This window comes from Streptomyces albicerus, assembly GCF_008905045.1.
In the GTDB taxonomy this organism is placed as follows: domain Bacteria; phylum Actinomycetota; class Actinomycetes; order Streptomycetales; family Streptomycetaceae; genus Streptomyces; species Streptomyces albicerus.
Genome location: NZ_VWMY01000092.1, coordinates 1 through 17,731, shown reverse-complemented (window position 1 = coordinate 17,731; position 17,731 = coordinate 1). Strand labels below are relative to the sequence as shown.

The window sequence follows — 17,731 nt, the reverse complement described above, 5'->3', positions numbered from 1 at the left end:
GCCGGCCAGCTCACCGCGGGCCATTGACGCCGGCCGCCTCTTTCCCGCGGGGACCGCGGGAAAGAGGCGGCCTTCTGTGCACGGGGCGGGGTCCGGGACAATGCCCTGACGACCCTGGAACCGGGCTCGCGTCATCTGCCCCTTCGGGACGACGGGGCAGCCGGGGAGGAGGAACACTGAGCCGCGTCGCCAAGCCCTTCCGCTCCGAAGCCGATCCCACCGCGCCTGCCGGGCCCGCGTCCGGCGGGCGTTTCCACGGCTGGCGCATCGTCGGCTACAGCGCCCTGGCCATGGCGATGACCGCGCCAGGGCAGACCACCGGCGTCTCCGTCTTCATCGACCCGCTCATCAGGGACCTCGGCATCAGCCGCACCCAGGTCTCCACCGCGTACCTGGCCGGAACGCTCGTCGGTGCCTGCGCGATGCCGCTGGTCGGCCGCGCCATCGACCGCTACGGCCCCAGACGGGTGATCGCCGCCGTCGGAGCCGTGTTCGGCGCGATCCTGATCTCCCTGTCCTTCGTCACCGGGATCGTCGGTCTGACCGCCGGGTTCGTCGGCATCCGCATGGCCGGGCAGGGGGCGCTGTCCCTGGTGGCGACCACCACCGTCGCGTACTGGTTCGACATGCGACGCGGCCTGGCGCTCGGCATCACCAGCGCGGTGGGCACGGCCGGCATCTCCCTTGCCCCACTGCTTGTCGAACGCCTGGTCTCCGCGTACGGCTGGCGCCAGGCGTGGGCCGTCGAAGGCGTCGCCGTCTGGCTGATCGTCATCCCCCTCGCGCTCTTCGGTATCCGCAACAGGCCCGCCGACCTCGGCCAGCACGTCGACGGCATCGCCCCACTCGCCGGCACTGCCGTCGACGCGCCGCTGACCGGCTGGCCTCTGCGCCGGGCGCTGCGTACCGGCGCGTTCTGGGCCGTCGCCGCCTGCCTGGCCGCCAGCAGCATGCTCACCACGGGGCTGAACTTCCACCAGATCGCCCTGCTCGGCGAGCGCGGCCTCACCCCGGTCGAAGCCGCCGCCAACTTCCTGCCCCAGACCGCAGCCGCCCTGCTCGCCACCCTCGCCGCCGGCGCCCTCATCGACCACGTCTCGCCCAAGGGCGTACTCATCGGCGCGATGGCGATCCTCACCTGCGCGGTCCTCTCCGCCCGCCTCGTCGAACCCGGCTGGACCGCCATCGGTTACGGCCTCCTGCTCGGCGCCTCCAACGGACTGCTCCGCGCCGTCGAATCCGCCACCTACCCCCGCTACTTCGGCACCGCGCACCTCGGCGCCATCCGCGGTACTGCCCACACAATCACCATCGGCGCGAGCGCCTTCGGCCCGCTGGCCATCTCCCTCGGCCACGACTTCACCGGCCGCTACGGCACCGCCCTGATCGCCCTGGCCGCCATCCCGCTCGCCTCGGCCCTCGCCGTCGTCCTCTCCCGCAAGCCAACTGTCCGCGGCTGACCGCTACTTCCGCGCGCGTTGCCCGGGCTCTTCCGGCGGCGTGTCAAGCGCGGTGACGCAGTGCTGCAGCAGGTCGATCAGCTGCCGGCGCTGCCGGTCGTCGAGACCTGCGGTCATGCGGTCCTCGATCGTCTGGGCTCGGACATCCGCCTCCGTCAGAAGTCGCCGCCCCTCGTCGGTCAGCTCAGCATCCCGGATGCGGCCGTGGCCGGGACGGGGGTGCAGCTTCAGCAGTCCCCGGTGTTCGAGCTCGGTGACGAGCTTGTGCATGGTCTGGGGGCTGACGTGAGTGCGGCGAGCCAGATCGGCTGAGGAGCTGCCGGGGGTGGTGGCGACCAGGTGGAGCACCGTGTTCTGGACCGGCGTGAGGTCCAGGTCTCCCAGGCCGTGCCGCAACGCGGCCCGCATCGACGTGGTGGCTTGGCGGAGCAAGTACGTGAGGCGCCGTTCCATCCGTCTTGTATCAGCAAAGCTGATATCTAAGGGGAGGGCTCCATGTTGATGAACACACGTACGCGGTCCCCGTCGTCGTCTATGGCAGGGGACCGGAGGCGTTGGTGGGCGCTGGCGGTGACCGCGCTGGGGCAGCTGATGGTCGTCTTCGATGTGACGATCGTGAACGTCGCCCTGCCGTCCATCGGGCGGGCGCTCGACGTGTCGGCTGGTGGCCGTCAGTGGGTGATCACGGCCTACACCCTGGCCTTCGCCGGCCTGCTCCTGGTGGGCGGCCGGATCGCCGACCGCATCGGCCGCAAGCGAGCGTTCCTGATCGCGCTGACGGGCTTCGCCGCGGCGTCGGCGGTCGGCGGCGCCTCGGTGAACCTGGCCATGTTGGTGGCGGCCCGCGCCGGGCAGGGCGCGTTCGGGGCACTGCTGGCGCCGACCGCGCTGTCGCTGGTCGCGACCACGTTTCCCGACCCGCGCGAGCGGGGCCGGGCGTTCGCCGTGTTCGGTGTGGTGATGGGCGGCGGCGCCGGAGTCGGACTGGTGCTGGGCGGGGTGCTCACCGAGTACCTGAACTGGCGCTGGGTGCTGTACGTCAACACCCCGCTCGCCCTGATGGCCGCGGTGGGCGCGGTGTTCGTGCTCAAGGAGAGCCGCGGCCGGGAACGCGCGCGAGTCGATGTGGCCGGCGCGGTACTGGCCACCGCCGGGCTGGTGGCGCTGGTGTACGGATTCGGTACCGCCACCACGGACGGCTGGACCGCGCCGTTGACCGTGAGCATGCTGGCCACCGGCGTCGTCCTGTTGCTGGTGTTCGTGGCGACCGAGGCGCGGGTACCGGATCCGCTGCTGCCGCTGCGCATCGTGGCCCACCGCAACCGCGGCGGCGCCTACCTCGCCTTCGTCCTGGTCATGATCGGCATGTTCGGGATGTTCCTGCTCGTGTCGTTCTACCTGCAGACCGTCGCCGGCTACACCGCGCTGGAAACGGGCGTCGCCTTCCTGCCCTTCGCCGGGGGAGTGCTGGTCGCCTCCGTACTCGTCGGCCGCGTGATGACCCGCGTACGGTCCGGTCTGCTGCTGGCCGCCGGACTGCTCCTCGCGGCGGCGGGCATGGGCCGGCTGACCGGGCTCGATGTCGACAGCGGCTACCTCGGACGCGTGCTGCCCGCACTGGTGCTGATCGGGCTGGGCCTGGGGACCATGTCGCCCGTCGCCGCGAACCTCGCCACCTTCGAGGTCGCCGAGCGCGAGTCCGGGGTCGCCAGCGCGGTGTTCAACGCCTCCGAACAAGTCGGCGCGTCGGTAGGGGTCGCGGTGCTGAACACCATCGCGGCCACCAGCACCGCCGCGTACCTCGCGGCGCGACCGAACGGCGGGCAGGCGCGGCTGGCCGGCGTGGTCCACGGCTACACCGTGGCCACCACCTGGGCCACCGGCATCCTGGCCGCCGGAGCGATAGCGGTACTGATCCTCGTCAACGCCCGACTCGACATACCGCGCGAGCCGAACAGCCGTCCCGGTGCGTGAGCGCGCTGACCGCATGACAGGAGACGACCAGCCCATCGCGCTCCCCATGCCCAACGGTCAGCAGCTGTCCGTCGAACTCGAAGCCCCTGAAGCTGAGGGGCCACGCGTTTCCCGGACAGGTGTCTGACCGTCTATTTCACGCGGTGATTCGCAACTTCTCGTACTCGGCGCGGACTTCGCACGGCCCGCCTGGTCTCGCCTGGCCGGGCAGCCATCGGCTACGGCATCCTGTTCGGCACCTCCGGCGGCCTGCTCCGCGTCGTCGAATCTGCCACCCTGCTCCGCTGCTTTGGCGCCGCCCACACCGTCACCATCGCGGCCAGCGCCTTCGGCCCGCTCGCCGTCTCCCTCGGCCACGACCTGACCGGTCATTACGGCCCCGCGCTCATTGCCCTTGCCGCTGTGCCGACGCTCGCGGCCCTCGCCGTGCTCGTCGCACGTGAACCGGAGGCGGAGGGCCGGCACGCGCGTCGGAGAACAGCCCGATTACTAACGCTGATCGTCGCCCTTCGCCGAACTTCACGCGTCGGTACTGTTGGCGCGTGACGATCCGCGTGCTGATCTGCGACGAACTGCCCGTGGTACGCGACGGGCTGGCAGGCGCGCTGACCCGTGAGCCGGACATCGACGTCGTCGCAACCACCGGAGACGGCACGGAGGCACTCGCCCTGGCACGGCAGCACGCGCCTCACGTGCTGATCACCGACATCCGCCTGGCCCGGCGCTCGGGCCTGGAGGTCGCTGCCGAGGTGACGAGCCCGGCATGGCCGGCGCCGCGCCCCGAGGTCCTCGTGTTCACCGCGCAAGCCGACGACACGACCGTGATGAAGGCGCTGGAGGCGGGAGCGTACGGCTATCTGCTGAAGGACACCCCGTCCGAGGAGATGATCCGCGCGGTGCGCGCCCTGGCCGCGGGCGAGGCCGCGGCCAGCGGCCCCGTCACCCGGCGCCTGATCGACTGGCTTTACTGGCGCAACGCCCAGCCCGTCGCCGCGGCCCAGCAGGGCCTGCACTCACTCACCCCGCGCGAGTGCGAGATCCTGCTGCTGGTGGCGGCCGGTCTGTCGGACGCGGACATCGCCGCCAAGCTGACGCTGCAGGAGGCGACCGTACGCTCGCACGTCTACCACCTGCGCGAGAAGCTCGCCCTGCGCGACCGCGCCCAACTCGTCGTCTTCGCCTACCAGTCCGGGTTCACGGTGCCGACGGTCCCGGACGCCTGGTCGCCACCAGGCAGAGCGCCAGGCCGGCCAAGGTGACCACGGTGACCAGGACGGTCGCCGCGGTCCAGCCGGCGTGGGTGACCGCGAAGCCCAGAGCGGGCGGGCCAAGCAGCGTGCCGACGCTGCCCGCCTGGTTCAACAAGCCGTAGCCGCGCCCGAGCTCGTGAGGCGAACGGGCGACGGACGGCATGCTCGCGTACAGCACGGCGAGGACCAGCCCGCCCGCGAACTGCATCATGGCGGCACCGACGGCGATAACGGCCCAGGACATGGCCTGATACATCACTGCCGCGGCACACGGCATGGCGAGTACGGCCATGACCAGTGCACGCGGCCCGATGCCCCGGCCCAGCAACAGCCCCGCCAGCAGCCCGCCGGGCACCGCGGCCAGTGACACCACGGCGGCGGTCACACCGCCGGTCGCCGAACGCACGCCCCTGTCCGTGGCGAGGTTCGGCAGCAGGGCCACCGCGGTGACCCCGAGCAGGGCGATGAGGGCGAAGGACAACGAGAGCTGGAGCACAGGCCCGAACCCCCGGCCGTGACCGACGTATGGCTCGTCGGCCCGGCCCCGCACACCGGTCAGCCACTCCAGGGCGCCGACGAGGGCGGCCACAACGGGTACCAGCGTCAGTGCCCCGGCGGCCCGCCATCCCACCGTGCCGCCGAGCGTACCGATCGCCGAGGCGAGTGCCAGACCCACCGGGATGAAGGTGCTCCACAGGGCCAGCGCCCCGCGCTGCGTCGCGGGCCCGCACCGTGACGACAGGATCAGCGGCCCCGTGACGACCACCGCCAGATAGCCGGCCCCCTCCAACACCCGAGCGCCGTACAGCACGAACGCCACCGGCGCCGCGACCTCCAGCAGCCCGCCCACCAGCATGACCCCCAGCCCGGCGGACAGAACACCGCCCAGATTACGTCGAGCGACCCACAACCCCGCCGGCACGGCCAGGCACGCCGCCACCACGGTGACACCGGAGACCAGCCAGCCGAACGCCGTCAGCGAGAGCCCGAAGGCGTCCCTGACTCCTGCCTCCAGCGGAACGAACCGCCCCAGCGCGACGGCCGCCGACACACCGGCCAGATAGACGAAGGCGATGACACGACGCTCACCAATCTCCGCCTCGCAGGAGCCCGTGAACCGTCCATGCCGCCCAGCTTTCCCGGACGGCATGTTCCGTGTCCCTCGCACCGGGGATGCGCTCATGTGGCTTGCCCCGCCCGGGTCGGCGCCCATTCGTTCTCCTCTCGAGAACAATGGTTGGAGGCGGTGACTTTATCCACGGGCGTCATCGGTGGTCATGGGCCTGAACGCGTGTCTTCGCCTACGCGGAGCGTGGAGGCTGAACCGCAGCTCTTCCACATCACGTGGAAGAAGTCGGAGCAGGTGAATATCATTCGGGCGCGGCTCAGCTGTCCTCTCAGGGGCCTCCTCCCTGACGACGGAGAGCACTCGGCTGCATAGAGGTTCGGCGGCGGTGCCCGAAGGCTCATTCCATACTTCACGCCGTCACAGGCAGCCCAGGAATCCCAGACTCGCCTGGTAGCACCACGCTGGACCGAAACAGTGAAGCCACCAAACCATGTGTGTTTCGCGTCACTGTCAGACACATTTCAGCAGGTCAATCACCGTTCCCGTGAAGCAGCCGCGTGAGGGTCCCCCGTTCGAATCACGGTCCATTATGAGTACGAGCACGGTCATCGAGCATCCATTGAAGGGGCCTGACCAGTACAAATACGTCAACAGAAGTCAGTGCCCGCAGCATTCGGGACGCCCAGTGGCTCAGATAGAGCAACGATTAAGAATCCCCGAGACGAGGTCAGCGACGCACTGACAGCCATCACGCTGGCGATGTGCTGGCACCTTCCTGGCCGGCCGAACGGGCGCCTGCTTCCACGCGGAGTTGAAGGTGGCCTGGTTGCCGGGGCGGGCGCCGACGTCGGAGTTGGCGAAGTCCTTGAGCACCCTCGGGTCGCACGTCCCCAACCCGTTGGGGGAGAAGATCCTCTGGTACTTCGCCCAGTAGGCCGCTACGTGAGGATCGAAGTCTGGCTTGGTGGCAAGGTACTGCGACTTGAGCCGAGCCGCCCGTTCCAGCCACTGGGGCTCGACGTCCTTGGCTTTCGGGAAACGAGCCTTGAGGTCGCTGAAGGAATAGGACGGCCTTTTCGTCGGGGGCGTGGGCTGCCGGTGCTCCCATTCGTAGCCGCATCGGTGCTTGACGACCCGACGTCCGTCATCGAGAGTGCGCGCCAACTCGATGTCCTCGACCCCCGCTCCACCAGTGCTCGCGCCTCACCATGAGCCGGTGCACACTTCACCCAAGGGCCACATTCTCACAACCTGGATCCGTCTCGGTACCACGTGCGTGCGTACCTGAACCGGTCTTTGTGCGGCCCCTCTTGATGCATCGGACGGTGCCGGTGGCGGGGACTTCAGGGCCCCGGCAGCGTGCTGGTAGGCCCGGATCGAGGTGGAGCCGATGTTGATGTTCCAGTCGATGCTGTGCCCGGCGTCGCGGACAGGTGGACCAGGGCGCATATAGCGAATTGAGACCACCGTATGCCCCTCTCTTCTGCAACCCCAGAGCTGCCCAGCGTGTCTAAGAACGGAGCGGTGGTCGGACGCCAGGCGGTCGCACTCTCTGTCGCAGCTCGTGGCGGAGGCTTCATCTGCGGAGAAGAGGACTCGCCATGCTCGATCTCAGAGGTGGGTCGGTGATGGCGGTGATGGGCGGCATCCTGGTGCTGACAGGTTGCGAGGATTCGTCAGGCGCGCACGCCGGATCGGGCGCCCCCTCCTCGTCGCCTTCCGTGAATGCCTCTGTCTCGGCAGGCGCCCCTTCGCACGTCCCTGCCGACACCACGCCCACGCCATCGCGCACTTCTGCCGCCCCGGCCAGGGCGACGACTTCCCCCACTCCCGCCGGAACCGCTGCCATCGCAGACCGTTCCGGCTGTCACAACCTGACCGCCACCGACGCGGTGAAGGCCGCCGTGACGGTGGCATACCAGCGCAGTTTTCCCCGCTTCGCCCATATCCAGCCGGTGCCGGGGCAGTTCTTCTACGGCCAGTGCGGCGGCGTCCGCTACGCCGCCGCACGGTTCGAGTCCACCCCTGGTACCACGTACGAGGAACTCGTGCGCCTGCAGGACGAGGGCGGCGCCACGAAGTACTTCCGCGGTACGTCCGCAGGGAGCTGGAGCTACGTCGCCAGTGACGGTTTCCCCCGTGGGCCGCAGGGCTGCGGCGATGTCGCACAGATTCCCGAGGCCCTGGCCGAGGTCTGGGGGAACTGCTCGGTCACGTAGCCGAGTTCGGGAACGGCTGCGACTGCAGTAGCCTTCCGGCCCGGCTCCGGCTCCGCAGGGCGCCGGCGGCCCGGTGGCGGGTTCGTCGTGTTTTCTCTTCGCTGCCCTTCTGGGTGTCCCTGCCGCTGAACAGGAACGGGGCCCGTCGCGCCGGGCCCGGTCCCTGACGGACCAGGTGAGCGGCCCGGTGGCGGGCTGCGGTACCTGCGCAGTCCGGCCGCGCGGAGACTTCCGGATTCCGGCAGTGACAGCGGATCGTGCGCGGGGCAGACTTCGCGCTGAGGAAGCACGGAAAGGGAGCAGGACGTGACGGTTTTCCTGTGGTGCTGGATCGGCCTGTTCACCGCGGTATTGCTGCCTCTCGGCATCGCCATGCTCCGTGGCTGGGCACCGAGGAGGGCCCGCACACGGTGGTCCCCGGCGCGGATCCGAGTGCAGGGGGTCTCCGCGCTCGTACTGTACGTGGGCGGCGTGGTGCCGGCGGTGGCCGAACTGGCGGGCATGCCCACGGAGGCAGCCGACATCCTGCGCTCCGCGACCGCACCTCACCTGGTGTTCCTGAGCCTGGGGTTGCAGGGAGGCGCGGCCATGACCGACTGGTTCGGACGGCGGACCCAGCCGCTGACGGGCCCGTCCCGGGCGCAGCCTCGGCGATTGGGCTGACCTACATCCGGGGTGAACAGGCCGATCCAGCACCACAGGAAAAAGGCGAGGGCCCACGGTGCTGAAGAGCCGGGTGACAGCGAAGTACGCGCACCTGTTCGCGTCTCCTGCGGCGGCCCGGCGACGGGCGCGCCGCTGGACCGCCTGCGCCGGCGCGCTCGCCGTGGCGGCTGTCGGCCTTCTTCCCGCCGGGGTGGCGATCGCGTTGGTGCTGACCGCCGGACCGGCCGGACTTCTGCTGCTCACCGAACTGAACACGGCGCGACCGCCACAGCGCCGCTCCGGAAACGTCTGACCGCGCGGACGCTGACTATGAGGGTCATTCAGACAGGCGGGGTACGCACGCGGCCAGCAGGAGCGGGAGGCGAAGCGCGTTGCCCAACGTCGTAACCGGGAGGCCCGGCCTACTCACGCGATCTGCGGCGATGGGCCCTGCACCGGTGAGGCTGCCGCAAGTGTGAAGAACGGCCCGGCCTCCCGCCCGGTGAGAAACGGCCCGTGCCGATTTGCGCGAGCAGGGACAGACCCGTCACGGGGGGAACGAGCCTGCCCCTGCACGACAGCGCCCGCATACCTCCCCCAAGAGGGCGGGCGCCCTGACCCCCGTCAGCGGGGTCACCTCCTCCAGCGCGCCGTGCGCCTGGAGCGTCACACATGACGATGGACGGTTGCGGAGTCAACACCTCTGTGAAGACAGGTACTTGACGACGTCACAGGTCGGCCACGGAGCATGTACGCCTCCTGGCCGTGCCGTTGCCGGCTTCCCGCGATGACGGGGCCTGCAAGCGCTCGGCCACCATGTACGTCAGAGCCGCACCGATCACCGCCGTCCTCGTGGCCCGTGCATGGTCCGGATGCTGACCCAGCCAGTGGCATGCCGGACAGTCCTCAACGGCGACGGGCCTGCCTGGTGCATTTCCGGCGCGACTTCGGCCGCCATCACCGGCGCCTGCACTGGTTCTCCCTGCGCCCGTTGCCGCAGGGGGAGCTCAGCCCTCACCAGTTGTCCACAGGGATTACCGGAATCTGTGGATAACCGGCTCGCCCCGCTGTGCAACGCCACTTACCTTTGTCCGCCATGACGACGTACACCGCAGCTGTCGTGGGCTTCATCCTGCTGCCAGTCCTGATCGCTGCACTCGTGGCGTGCTTGAGTTCGGACGCCGACCGTCGGAGGGACGCCTATCGAGTGCTGTCGCGGATATGCAGTGCCGCAGAGAAGATCCTTCGACGCCGAGCGTAGGGACGACCGCAACCGGGTCCTGCCGTCTGCCGACGGCGACTTACGAACCTGGCCGCCACCGGCAAGATCCTCGGCACCGCCGACTACCTCGCCCCCGAGCGGGCCCTGGGGCGGGCGGCGCAGCCGGCATCGGACGTCTACTCGTTGGGCTGCGTGCTGTACGAACTGCTCACCGGCCGGCCGCCGTTTCGTGGCGCCACCTCACTCGTCGTGGTGCGACAGCACGTCGACGCCGCCCCGCTACCGCCCGCCCGGCTGCGCCCCGAGATACCGCAGCCGCTCTCCGACTACGTACTGCACCTGCTGGCCAAGGGCCCCGCACCGGCCCGCCGTCGAGCAAGCAGCCACCTGGCTCCGCGCGCAGCAGCAGGCGCAGCCCCTCCGGAGCCGCAAGGCACCGCCCCGGTCGCTCCTGCGCCCGTGCCGCCGCGTCCGGCGGAGGCCCCCGTCACGCACTCCCGCCCGCGCGCCCACCGCACTCGAATAGGCGTCCGTCGCCCGCGCAAGGCAGGCGACGAGGGCTCGGAGGGTTCAGCGATCAGGCCAGCCGGTATACGGCCTGGTCCGGATCTGGTCTCGTGATCAGGCCGGCCTTGGCGAGTTCGCGCAGGTTGTGGCGGGCTTCCTTGCCTGCAGCCTCCTGGTCCTTCGGCTCGTACCCGGCAACGCGCAAAGCCAGCACGGCGCGTTCCGTGTCCCAGGTGCCTCCCAGCGCCTGGATCACTGTGGCGAGCGCTTCCTTGTGTGTCAGCGGCTTCTCAGTCATCTCACCCTCCCTTCGAAGAACTGCCGCAGCATGACACGCAGCGGCAGCGCTTCCGTGAAGCCCCGAGGCATGCAGGGGGCTGTCACCCAGCGCGGCGCGCGAGGCGTGACCATTCCGCGGCACGCAGGCGAGCAGGCAGTGAAGAAGGCCGTACGGGCACCCCGCGCCGCATGACACCGAGTGAGTAGCCCTTCGAGCGTGACAGACCATCATCACAGGAAGGTCACTACTCCCCCAGATACCGACACATCATCTCCCGAGCAGTACGGTCATCCCTTCCAGAACCGCCCGCAGGGGGACGAGATGGCCAACCCGTACATGACGCCGCCCGGACCGCAGCCGCCGCGCCCGGCCTCGAAATGGGCATCCAAGAGGTACATGCTCCCTGCGCTTGGCTTCGCGTTCTTCCTCGGCATCGGCGCCGGAGCCAGCGGCGACGGCACCACGACCGACGACGCGAAACCCGCGACGGCAAGCCCCGGCCCGACCGTCACCGTGACGGCAACCGCGAAGGCGAAGGCGAATCCCGCGCCCACGGTCACCGTGACAAAGACGGTGAATGTGAAAGTGACCGTCACTGCACAGCCCGCCGCAGGCAGCGGCAACGGCTCCGGCAGCAGCGGGACAAGCGGCGGGAGTAGCTCTGGCGGCGAGACGGGTATCCAGTTCGGATACGCGTGCTCCCCCGTCGGCACTCTCGGCACCGCCGAAGACGGACGGCCCGCCAAATGCTTCATGGGCAAAGACGGCCGGGCTCGGTGGGGCTATGACTCGAGCCGTGGCTAGCTGCCCGCCTACTCCCCGATAGCGGGCGACCCGCGCCGAGTGTCCAGACAAGGGAGTCGACCGCACCGACCGACCTTTCTCTAGACGCGGTGGCCAGTACCTGCTTACCCGGACGCGCGAATGAGCTCGTACTTAACGAGACGGCGGGAACCAAGGGAGCAGCAGGACTGCCGTCATGACCACTGCCCTGCTCGTGAGGAACAACTCGTCGGGATCCGTCTCGTGGAACAGGGACCCTCTTTGACAGAGCGTCGAGACGTTCGGCACGACAGCCGACCGTTCTTCAGCGAACGCGGTGGGCATCATCAGTCACTACCACCGGATCTGGCACGAAACCCGCGACCTAGCCCTGCCCCCTCTTGGGCCGCCGATGCGACCTGCGGCCTTCGGCCCTGTCCACCTGGCTGTGCGTGGGCGCGGACACCACCGAGGTCGCCCAGCCGCAGGCAACAGCGTCAAGGTCCTCCTGACCCGCTACGCGAAGTGCCTCTACGACCGGCAGTCCCTCAACAACCAGCGCATCGAATACCTGCTGGGTGCGTACGATCAGCCGTCCGAGTCAGATCAGTGGCATTCGGGCGGAAATGGTAACGCCAAGAGGAGCCCTTGGTCTGGGGCGGGAGCGTGGTGGAACCGCTGCCGGGTGGAGACCGGGTCCTGGTGCCGTGTATCACTGCGTCACGCTCCAGAGGGCATCGCCGGGGGTGTCATCTGCCTTCCGCCCAGCGGGCGTAGCTCATCTGGTCGGGGAGCGCCATGATCGACAGGTCCAGGCCGTCTCTCTCTTCGCCGGGCCTGAGCAGTGGCTCGATCACGTACCGGGCGGGCCACCCTGGTCGGGTGTCGATCCGTAGGAGTCGGCCGACGCTGTGCGGGTCGAAGCCTCCGGAGGCGAAGGGGGTGATTTCCATGACCAGGTCGCCGGGTTGGGGCTGGTCCATGCGGTCGCGCAGCTGGGCCACTACGGGGCCGGGGCGCCGAGGTGGGTGGCCGCCCATAATGCGCGGCCCAGGTGAGCGATGTGCTCCATGACGTCTTCGGCGCCGGGGGTTTCCGGCACAGTGTTGCTCACGCGTCTCCTCCGTGCGGAGTGCCCGCCGATATGAGCAGCCGGGCAGGAGAGCCGACGGGTGGGGGAGGGCGACGGGGCCGGTCGCAGCCTACACAGGTGGAACGCGGCGGGGAGCCGATACCGTCACGGCGGCCCTGGAGTGACATGGTCGACGTGTGCCTGCCGGTTCGCGGCGATGGTTGAGTTCGGCGTCGCCGGCTGGCGATAGCGTCCCGCAGCCAGGCCCGGTGTGACACCGGCTGCGCTCTTCGCGCTGTACGGGGTGGACTGGTCACAAGGTCCCGGGAGTACACGCCACCCCTTGTGGGCGGATACTCGCACAGGGGCAGGCAGGCGCGATCCCCCCGTCGTCTGCCTGCCCGCGTGACCCTGGCGTGGACACCCTCATGACCGGTTCGGCGGGGCAGCGCGGAGACGACCGTGTGGCACAGGAGAATTGGGGCGAGCGTGCGAATGACGACCCGTGGACCTTGCTCGGGAGGGTGCGATGGCGCAACTCCCCGATGAAGCGGACCTCGCGCGCTGGCGTGAGAGTCGCAGTCGGCAATGGGCGGAGCGGGCCTGCGACGTCGCGCGCGGCTTCCTGTGGGCGTGCTCGCCGGGAAGTGAGGGCCGCAACGACGCGGTGCTGTTGGTGGTGTCCGAGCTGGTGACGAATGCGATCCGGCATGCCGAGGGTCTGACTGACTTCCGCCTGGATCCGGGCGAGGGCTGCGTCATCGTGACGGTGGCCGACGCCAGTCAGTGTGTTCCGCAGGAGCGGGATCTGGACGTGCAGAGGCCTGGCGGGGTGGGCTGGCAGCTCATACGAGAACTCGCTTCGCAGGTGCATGTTGAGATCGTCCCCGGGGGCAAGACGATCCAGGCGATCGTGCCCCTGTCTGAGTAGCGAAACCACCCACCGTGGAGGGCGGGTGGTTGGCACGGTCCGCCGAGGGCGGCAGCCTCTCATCGGGTATCGCCCAGGGGCGATCGCCGCGATCTGTGCCCGGCGGGGGCGGCCGGGCGGGGGTGCTACCAGGCGCCGACGGTCAGCCGGTGTAGCTGGAGGCCGTGGGCGGGTTCGGCGGTGGACAACGCTGCGGCGACGAGGAGCGCCGCGGCGGTGGCGGTGTCACCAGGGGTGCGGGTCTTTCGGGCTGGGCGGCTGGTCCCGGGCGGCGGGTTTCTTGGGCTCGCCGGAGGGCGGGCAACGGGCGTTGTGGCCGGAGCGTCGGCGACGGACGACGGCGGTGACCATCCAGGGGTTGCCGAGGATCTCGCCGGTCGCGTCGAAAGCTTCGGCGGCGAGCGGGGTGGGCGTGGCGCAGCGGACGATCGCCAGCAGGGCTGTGCCGATCCCCGCGATGGCTATCTCTCTGCCGGAGGGCTCCTGGCCATGGCACGAGGAAGGATGGTCAGCCAGCGGCGTAGGGCATGGCCCACAAACATCATCGTCGGCCCGGGAGTGCACGCCGGGCGGCGAGCAGGCGGCAGCCGGCAGCGCGCCGAAGGCGGCCGCCGTGAGCGGGAAGCGGTCGTCCAGCCTGCCCAAGAGCGGGAGCGTCAGGCCGGATGGGGGCGTACCTGGTCGTCGTCCGTCACCTCGTAGAGATCGATCCGCAGCAGGCGCCGGACGTGGGCCGGGACCCGTTCCGCGTGCCACACGGACGAGGTTGGCACGATGAGCGCGTGGCGGATGTCCGGGGAGTCGCTGATCATGCGGCGCAGGAGCTGGCCGTAGGCGGTGTCGGCGTCGATGCCCTTTTCCTGGGTACGGCCCTTTGCCTCTCCGATCAGCCGTGCGTCGCCGCGTACGGCCTCGACGTCGGTCACCAGTCGGTGGGTGTGACCGGGGTCCATCCCTCGGTGATCAGCCACCGCCGGAAGGCGTCGGTTACGCGGTCCTCATCGCTGACCGGTGCCAGGAGCTTTCGTACCGCCTTCAGGCCGAGGTCCTTGCTGCGGCGCAGGCGGCCTCGGACGTCGGCGTCGAGGCCGGCCGGGCGGATGATCGTCAGCCGCAGCGCGTGCTGGGGATCAGGGTGTCGCGGCGGGCGTCGTACAGTGCCCGCTGTTCACCGCGGTGCACGCGGCTGACGGTGCGCCTGTCCGGCTTGCCGAAGTGCGGCATCGGCTGGTTGTGTTGGAGTTCCCGGTGTTCCACGACGAGTTGTTGGCCGGGCCAGTACGAGTCGACCGACAGTTTGACCTGCCGCCTGTTCGCCCAGCAGCCAGTCGAACCTGTGCTGGCGCTGGCCGTTCTCCCCGAGGACCTTGTCGCACAGGTCGAGTACGTATGCCTCGTTGCTGTCGTCTCTGCTCATGTCCGGGATGAGGTCTGGGGCATCTGGGTTTTGAGGGCCGTTCAGTTGCGGGCCTATGAGACTTCAGGCGGTGGATGTTCCGCGGTTGAGGGTGCACAGGGATCGTCGTGCGCGTCTTTGTGCGTATCTTCAGGTGTACGGGCGAGGGAGGCCAAAGCTTGTGGGGCGCACTCGACCAGAAGCAGGAGCACGTCGCCGCTGGTCCATTTTCCGACGTGCCCTTCCCGTTCCTTGAGCTCGGTGGCCAGCCGGTCGAGGAACGCGCCGGGTTCGAGGTTGCCGAGGGAGCCGGCTCTGGACTGCACCGAGCGCAGGGCGGCTTGGACATCTGGTGCCGCGTCTCCTGCTTCGTCGTCGGTGTGCAGCAGCAGGCGGCGCCCTGGGGCGAGCCGTAGGGCTGTCGTGTAGATCGGCAGATCGGCACGGGACTGCCCGAAGCGGCCGAGCGGGGGCAGAGGGGAGACGACATTGAGTGGCTGTGCGGTGTCCTCGGTCACGAGGACGGGCGGCGGGTGTCCGCAGCAGATCAGCGTCGCGGTTCTGTCGTCGTCGATGTTGATGAGGAGGCCGCCGGCATCCTTGCCGTCGACGTCGGTGAGAGCCGCGTCCAGGCGCCGGGCGAGTTCGGCGAGGCTCGGTTCCTCCTCGGCGGTCTTCGCCCAGTGGTAGAGCAGATGCGCGGCGGCCTGCCGGGTGGCCGGGTCATTGCTCGTGAAACCGGCGACCAGTAGGCGTACACCGAACCGTGTGGGCCGCAGGTCGTAGAAGTCGGTTCGGATCGGCGCCTGCCCGGGAGCGGGCAGGCGCCGCATCTCCACCCGTACGTCTCCGACTTGGGACGACAGGGTCCGTGGAGCGTCCGGTTCCCTTGGTACGGGCGCGGGGCCGGGCTCGGCCGAAGAGTCGTCGCGCACCGCGTCGGCTCGGGGGTCTTCGAGCCGCAGCGATACGAGGGTGACCAGCGCGATGTTGATCAGCGTGCCGGCGACGACGATCGGGCGGTCCCGCCACTCCAGCGCACCCAGCAGCAGCGCGGCGCCGAACGTGGCCGCACCGGTGAGCAAGGGACGGCGATGGTGCGTGGGCAGAAGCAGGCTCATTGCTGGGACCGCGACCAGCAGGGTCATGATTCCTCGATGGCTGCTGCTGAAGGCCACGTCCAGTGCCGCGACCGCGACGACCGTCAGGACGGTCACAGCCCGGATCGCGGGGATCGCCTTCGGCGCGGGGGCCGGAACGGAGAGTTGAGGGAGCACTGTGCCGCCTCCTCGCGCTCCTCATGCCGCTTTGTGTTCGCCCAGCGTAGCGACGCCGCGGCGGGCCGTCAGGGCAAGTTACCGCAACAAGGATGATTGGGGTGCCGACGAGTCATCTCCCGCTCCGGGCAGACGTGTTAAAGACGCGAGAGCGCCCATACGACTCCGCGGACTTCTGGCCCGATCAACGACACGATCATGAACAGGTGGATGTGTACGGCCGTGCCCCGTGGGACGGGATCCGGTAGGAGCGCACCACGGCGATGAGACACAGGCCCGGCAATACGAGCGCGAGTGCCCCGGTGCCGATGAGCCGGCCGAGCCGGAAGCGACCCACGGCTCTCGGCGTGATCACGCCCTGGGGGTCGAACACGGCGGTGATGCGGTCGCCGACCGTGGTGTACGCCTGGCACCCGCGCCGGATGGGAACAGGGACGGGTACGCCGTCCTCGCGGGCGAAGGAACAGCTGCGGTCAGCGCTGCTGCCGGGGGAGCGCGCGGTCTGGACGGCGGTGACGATCACTTCTTGCCGCTGGCCGCGCTCGGCCAACGTGATCTCGGCCGTCACCCGGGGGACGAGCACGGACAGGGCCAGGCCGGTCACGACCACGGCGCCGACCAGGGCGCGACCCGCCCGGACGATCAGGAGGTAGAGGGCGAGCGCGAGGGCGCAGACCACGCCCGCCGCGCCGGAGCGCAGGGTGGCCGACCCGGTCAGGGAGCCGACGGCGCTGGAGCCGACGATGAGGACGGTGCCGAGGAACGCGACGAGAACGCCTTCGGCCACCAGCCCGGTGGGCGGGCGTCCGAAGTAGTCCGCAGGGCCCCACAGGAGGGCACGGCTGTTCCGTCTTCGCGCTCGTCGTCCCCTCATCGCCGTGTTCGTACCCCCCTTTGGCTTCGTACGGTTCGATTGCCGGGCGCTGTCTCGCACTCGGCCGTGCCTACGTTCACCGGCGGCATCTGGAGTTGTCAGGCACACCCGTCACACAGGCGGGCCGCTGTGCCCAGCGCGACGTGATCGTGAAACGTCACAGCTCACGAGCGTGAAGTGACGCAGATCACTGATTGGGGCGATGCGGACTGGGCCGCCGGCGCGGCTCGGCCTGCTCTCAGCAGCCCTGGACGGGCAGCGATCCAGAGCAGGTGGCGCGCCCGAACTCGCCGGTGGCGGTGGCGCCTCGAGCAGCCACGCCTACGGCGCCGAGCCTCGCGCTGACAACCGGTGCGTTCGCCGTCCCCTGGGCCGCAGATGGGATACGAGGGACAGGCGGCCATCGAGGGGGACGCGTCGGGTGAAGTCTGCGATCGTGGTCATCGCGTCTCCTGTTGTCGGCGGCGTCCACCGTCCTGGCTGGTGGGGATCGTGTCAGCCGTCAGTGCGAAGAGCCGGTGCGTGGCGTGGCCTTGGTGGTCTGGAAGGTGCGCAGGTGGGCGTAGGCCGCGTCGAGGGCGACGCGAAGGGGCTCGTCGTCCTTGTGCGTCTTGGCCAAGAGGAGTCCGCCCTGCAGGCTGGCGAAGGTCGCCATGGCGAGTAGGCGGGGATCGGCGTTCGGTGCGAGGTCGCCTCGGTCCCTCGTGTGTGTGAGGCCATCGACGAGGTATCCCTCCCATGCCTCGAAGCACGCGGCCAGGTCGGTGCGTGCCGTGTCATCGCGGTCCGCGAG

The 17,731-nt window shown here is 69.6% G+C and carries 20 protein-coding genes; 9 read left to right on the top strand and 11 right to left on the bottom strand.

The features are described from left to right. Positions 1-290: 290 nt before the first annotated feature. Positions 291-1,460, top strand: a complete 1,170-nt coding sequence (locus GAS53_RS55745; RefSeq protein WP_192583612.1) for an MFS transporter — start codon at positions 291-293, stop codon at positions 1,458-1,460. A gap of 3 nt (positions 1,461-1,463) precedes the next feature. Here the strand turns inward: GAS53_RS55745 and GAS53_RS47915 are convergent, their stop codons facing one another. Beyond that, entirely contained in the window at positions 1,464-1,913 is a 450-nt protein-coding gene (locus GAS53_RS47915; RefSeq protein WP_151484083.1) for a MarR family winged helix-turn-helix transcriptional regulator, read from the bottom strand. Positions 1,914-1,961: 48 nt separating this feature from the next. Here GAS53_RS47915 and GAS53_RS47910 point away from each other — a divergent pair, with 48 nt between their 5' ends. Together GAS53_RS47910 and GAS53_RS47905 are read left to right on the top strand one after the other, a co-directional pair. Further along, positions 1,962-3,434, top strand: coding sequence for a DHA2 family efflux MFS transporter permease subunit (locus GAS53_RS47910; RefSeq protein WP_225859569.1), 1,473 nt, complete (start codon positions 1,962-1,964; stop codon positions 3,432-3,434). Positions 3,435-3,976: 542 nt separating this feature from the next. Next, positions 3,977-4,693: a response regulator gene (locus tag GAS53_RS47905; RefSeq protein WP_151484081.1), complete on the top strand. Its 717-nt coding sequence runs from the start codon at positions 3,977-3,979 to the stop codon at positions 4,691-4,693. On the opposite strand, the gene GAS53_RS47900 is transcribed toward GAS53_RS47905, so the two are convergent. Both GAS53_RS47900 and GAS53_RS47895 read right to left on the bottom strand, forming a co-directional pair. After that, the gene (locus GAS53_RS47900) at positions 4,629-5,834 is read right to left on the bottom strand and encodes an MFS transporter (protein WP_192583611.1); all 1,206 of its coding nucleotides are present in this window, start codon (positions 5,832-5,834) and stop codon (positions 4,629-4,631) included. The two genes, GAS53_RS47905 and GAS53_RS47900, sit on opposite strands and share 65 nt — an antisense overlap. A 609-nt stretch (positions 5,835-6,443) precedes the next feature. After that, positions 6,444-6,917, bottom strand: a complete 474-nt coding sequence (locus GAS53_RS47895) for a hypothetical protein (RefSeq protein WP_225859568.1) — start codon at positions 6,915-6,917, stop codon at positions 6,444-6,446. Between the two features lie 740 nt (positions 6,918-7,657). Between GAS53_RS47895 and GAS53_RS47890 the strand changes: the two genes are divergently transcribed. The 4 genes from GAS53_RS47890 to GAS53_RS57255 all read left to right on the top strand — a co-directional run bounded on the left by GAS53_RS47890 (position 7,658) and on the right by GAS53_RS57255 (position 10,460). Beyond that, positions 7,658-7,972, top strand: coding sequence for a hypothetical protein (locus GAS53_RS47890; protein ID WP_151484079.1), 315 nt, complete (start codon positions 7,658-7,660; stop codon positions 7,970-7,972). A gap of 306 nt (positions 7,973-8,278) precedes the next feature. Next, on the top strand, positions 8,279-8,635 hold the full coding sequence (locus GAS53_RS47885) for a hypothetical protein (protein ID WP_151484078.1): 357 nt from the start codon (positions 8,279-8,281) through the stop codon (positions 8,633-8,635). 73 nt (positions 8,636-8,708) lie between these two features. Beyond that, the gene (locus GAS53_RS47880) at positions 8,709-8,930 is read left to right on the top strand and encodes a hypothetical protein (protein WP_151484077.1); all 222 of its coding nucleotides are present in this window, start codon (positions 8,709-8,711) and stop codon (positions 8,928-8,930) included. A gap of 996 nt (positions 8,931-9,926) precedes the next feature. Then, positions 9,927-10,460, top strand: a complete 534-nt coding sequence (locus tag GAS53_RS57255; protein WP_225859572.1) for a protein kinase domain-containing protein — start codon at positions 9,927-9,929, stop codon at positions 10,458-10,460. Here GAS53_RS57255 and GAS53_RS47870 read toward each other — a convergent pair. Next, positions 10,417-10,644 (bottom strand): hypothetical protein, encoded by a 228-nt coding sequence (locus GAS53_RS47870; RefSeq protein ID WP_151484076.1) that lies wholly within the window; start codon positions 10,642-10,644, stop codon positions 10,417-10,419. The genes GAS53_RS57255 and GAS53_RS47870 overlap by 44 nt on opposite strands. Before the next feature lie 303 nt (positions 10,645-10,947). Here GAS53_RS47870 and GAS53_RS47865 point away from each other — a divergent pair, with 303 nt between their 5' ends. After that, positions 10,948-11,430 carry a hypothetical protein gene (locus GAS53_RS47865; protein ID WP_151484075.1) on the top strand — a complete coding sequence of 161 codons (483 nt, stop codon included), beginning with the start codon at positions 10,948-10,950 and terminating at the stop codon, positions 11,428-11,430. Positions 11,431-12,137: 707 nt separating this feature from the next. Here GAS53_RS47865 and GAS53_RS47855 read toward each other — a convergent pair. Continuing rightward, a complete protein-coding gene (locus GAS53_RS47855) occupies positions 12,138-12,371 on the bottom strand; it encodes a hypothetical protein (RefSeq protein WP_151484074.1) in 234 nt (77 codons plus the stop codon). Between the two features lie 618 nt (positions 12,372-12,989). Here GAS53_RS47855 and GAS53_RS47850 point away from each other — a divergent pair. Next, positions 12,990-13,391 (top strand): ATP-binding protein, encoded by a 402-nt coding sequence (locus GAS53_RS47850; RefSeq protein ID WP_151484073.1) that lies wholly within the window; start codon positions 12,990-12,992, stop codon positions 13,389-13,391. A gap of 225 nt (positions 13,392-13,616) precedes the next feature. Here the strand turns inward: GAS53_RS47850 and GAS53_RS47845 are convergent, their stop codons facing one another. The 6 genes from GAS53_RS47845 to GAS53_RS47825 all read right to left on the bottom strand — a co-directional run. Then, complete coding sequence (locus GAS53_RS47845; protein ID WP_225859567.1) at positions 13,617-14,036, bottom strand: hypothetical protein; 420 nt, start codon at positions 14,034-14,036, stop codon at positions 13,617-13,619. An 11-nt stretch (positions 14,037-14,047) separates the two neighbouring features. Beyond that, positions 14,048-14,317, bottom strand: a complete 270-nt coding sequence (locus tag GAS53_RS57245) for a hypothetical protein (RefSeq protein ID WP_225859566.1) — start codon at positions 14,315-14,317, stop codon at positions 14,048-14,050. A 181-nt stretch (positions 14,318-14,498) separates the two neighbouring features. Beyond that, a complete protein-coding gene (locus GAS53_RS57240) occupies positions 14,499-14,648 on the bottom strand; it encodes a hypothetical protein (protein ID WP_225859565.1) in 150 nt (49 codons plus the stop codon). A gap of 213 nt (positions 14,649-14,861) precedes the next feature. Further along, a complete protein-coding gene (locus GAS53_RS47835; protein WP_151484072.1) occupies positions 14,862-16,064 on the bottom strand; it encodes a SpoIIE family protein phosphatase in 1,203 nt (400 codons plus the stop codon). Between the two features lie 196 nt (positions 16,065-16,260). Beyond that, positions 16,261-16,938, bottom strand: a complete 678-nt coding sequence (locus GAS53_RS47830) for a hypothetical protein (RefSeq protein WP_151484071.1) — start codon at positions 16,936-16,938, stop codon at positions 16,261-16,263. 502 nt (positions 16,939-17,440) lie between these two features. Continuing rightward, positions 17,441-17,731: TetR family transcriptional regulator C-terminal domain-containing protein (locus GAS53_RS47825; protein ID WP_192583610.1), on the bottom strand; the 291-nt coding region annotated here is incomplete at its 5' end.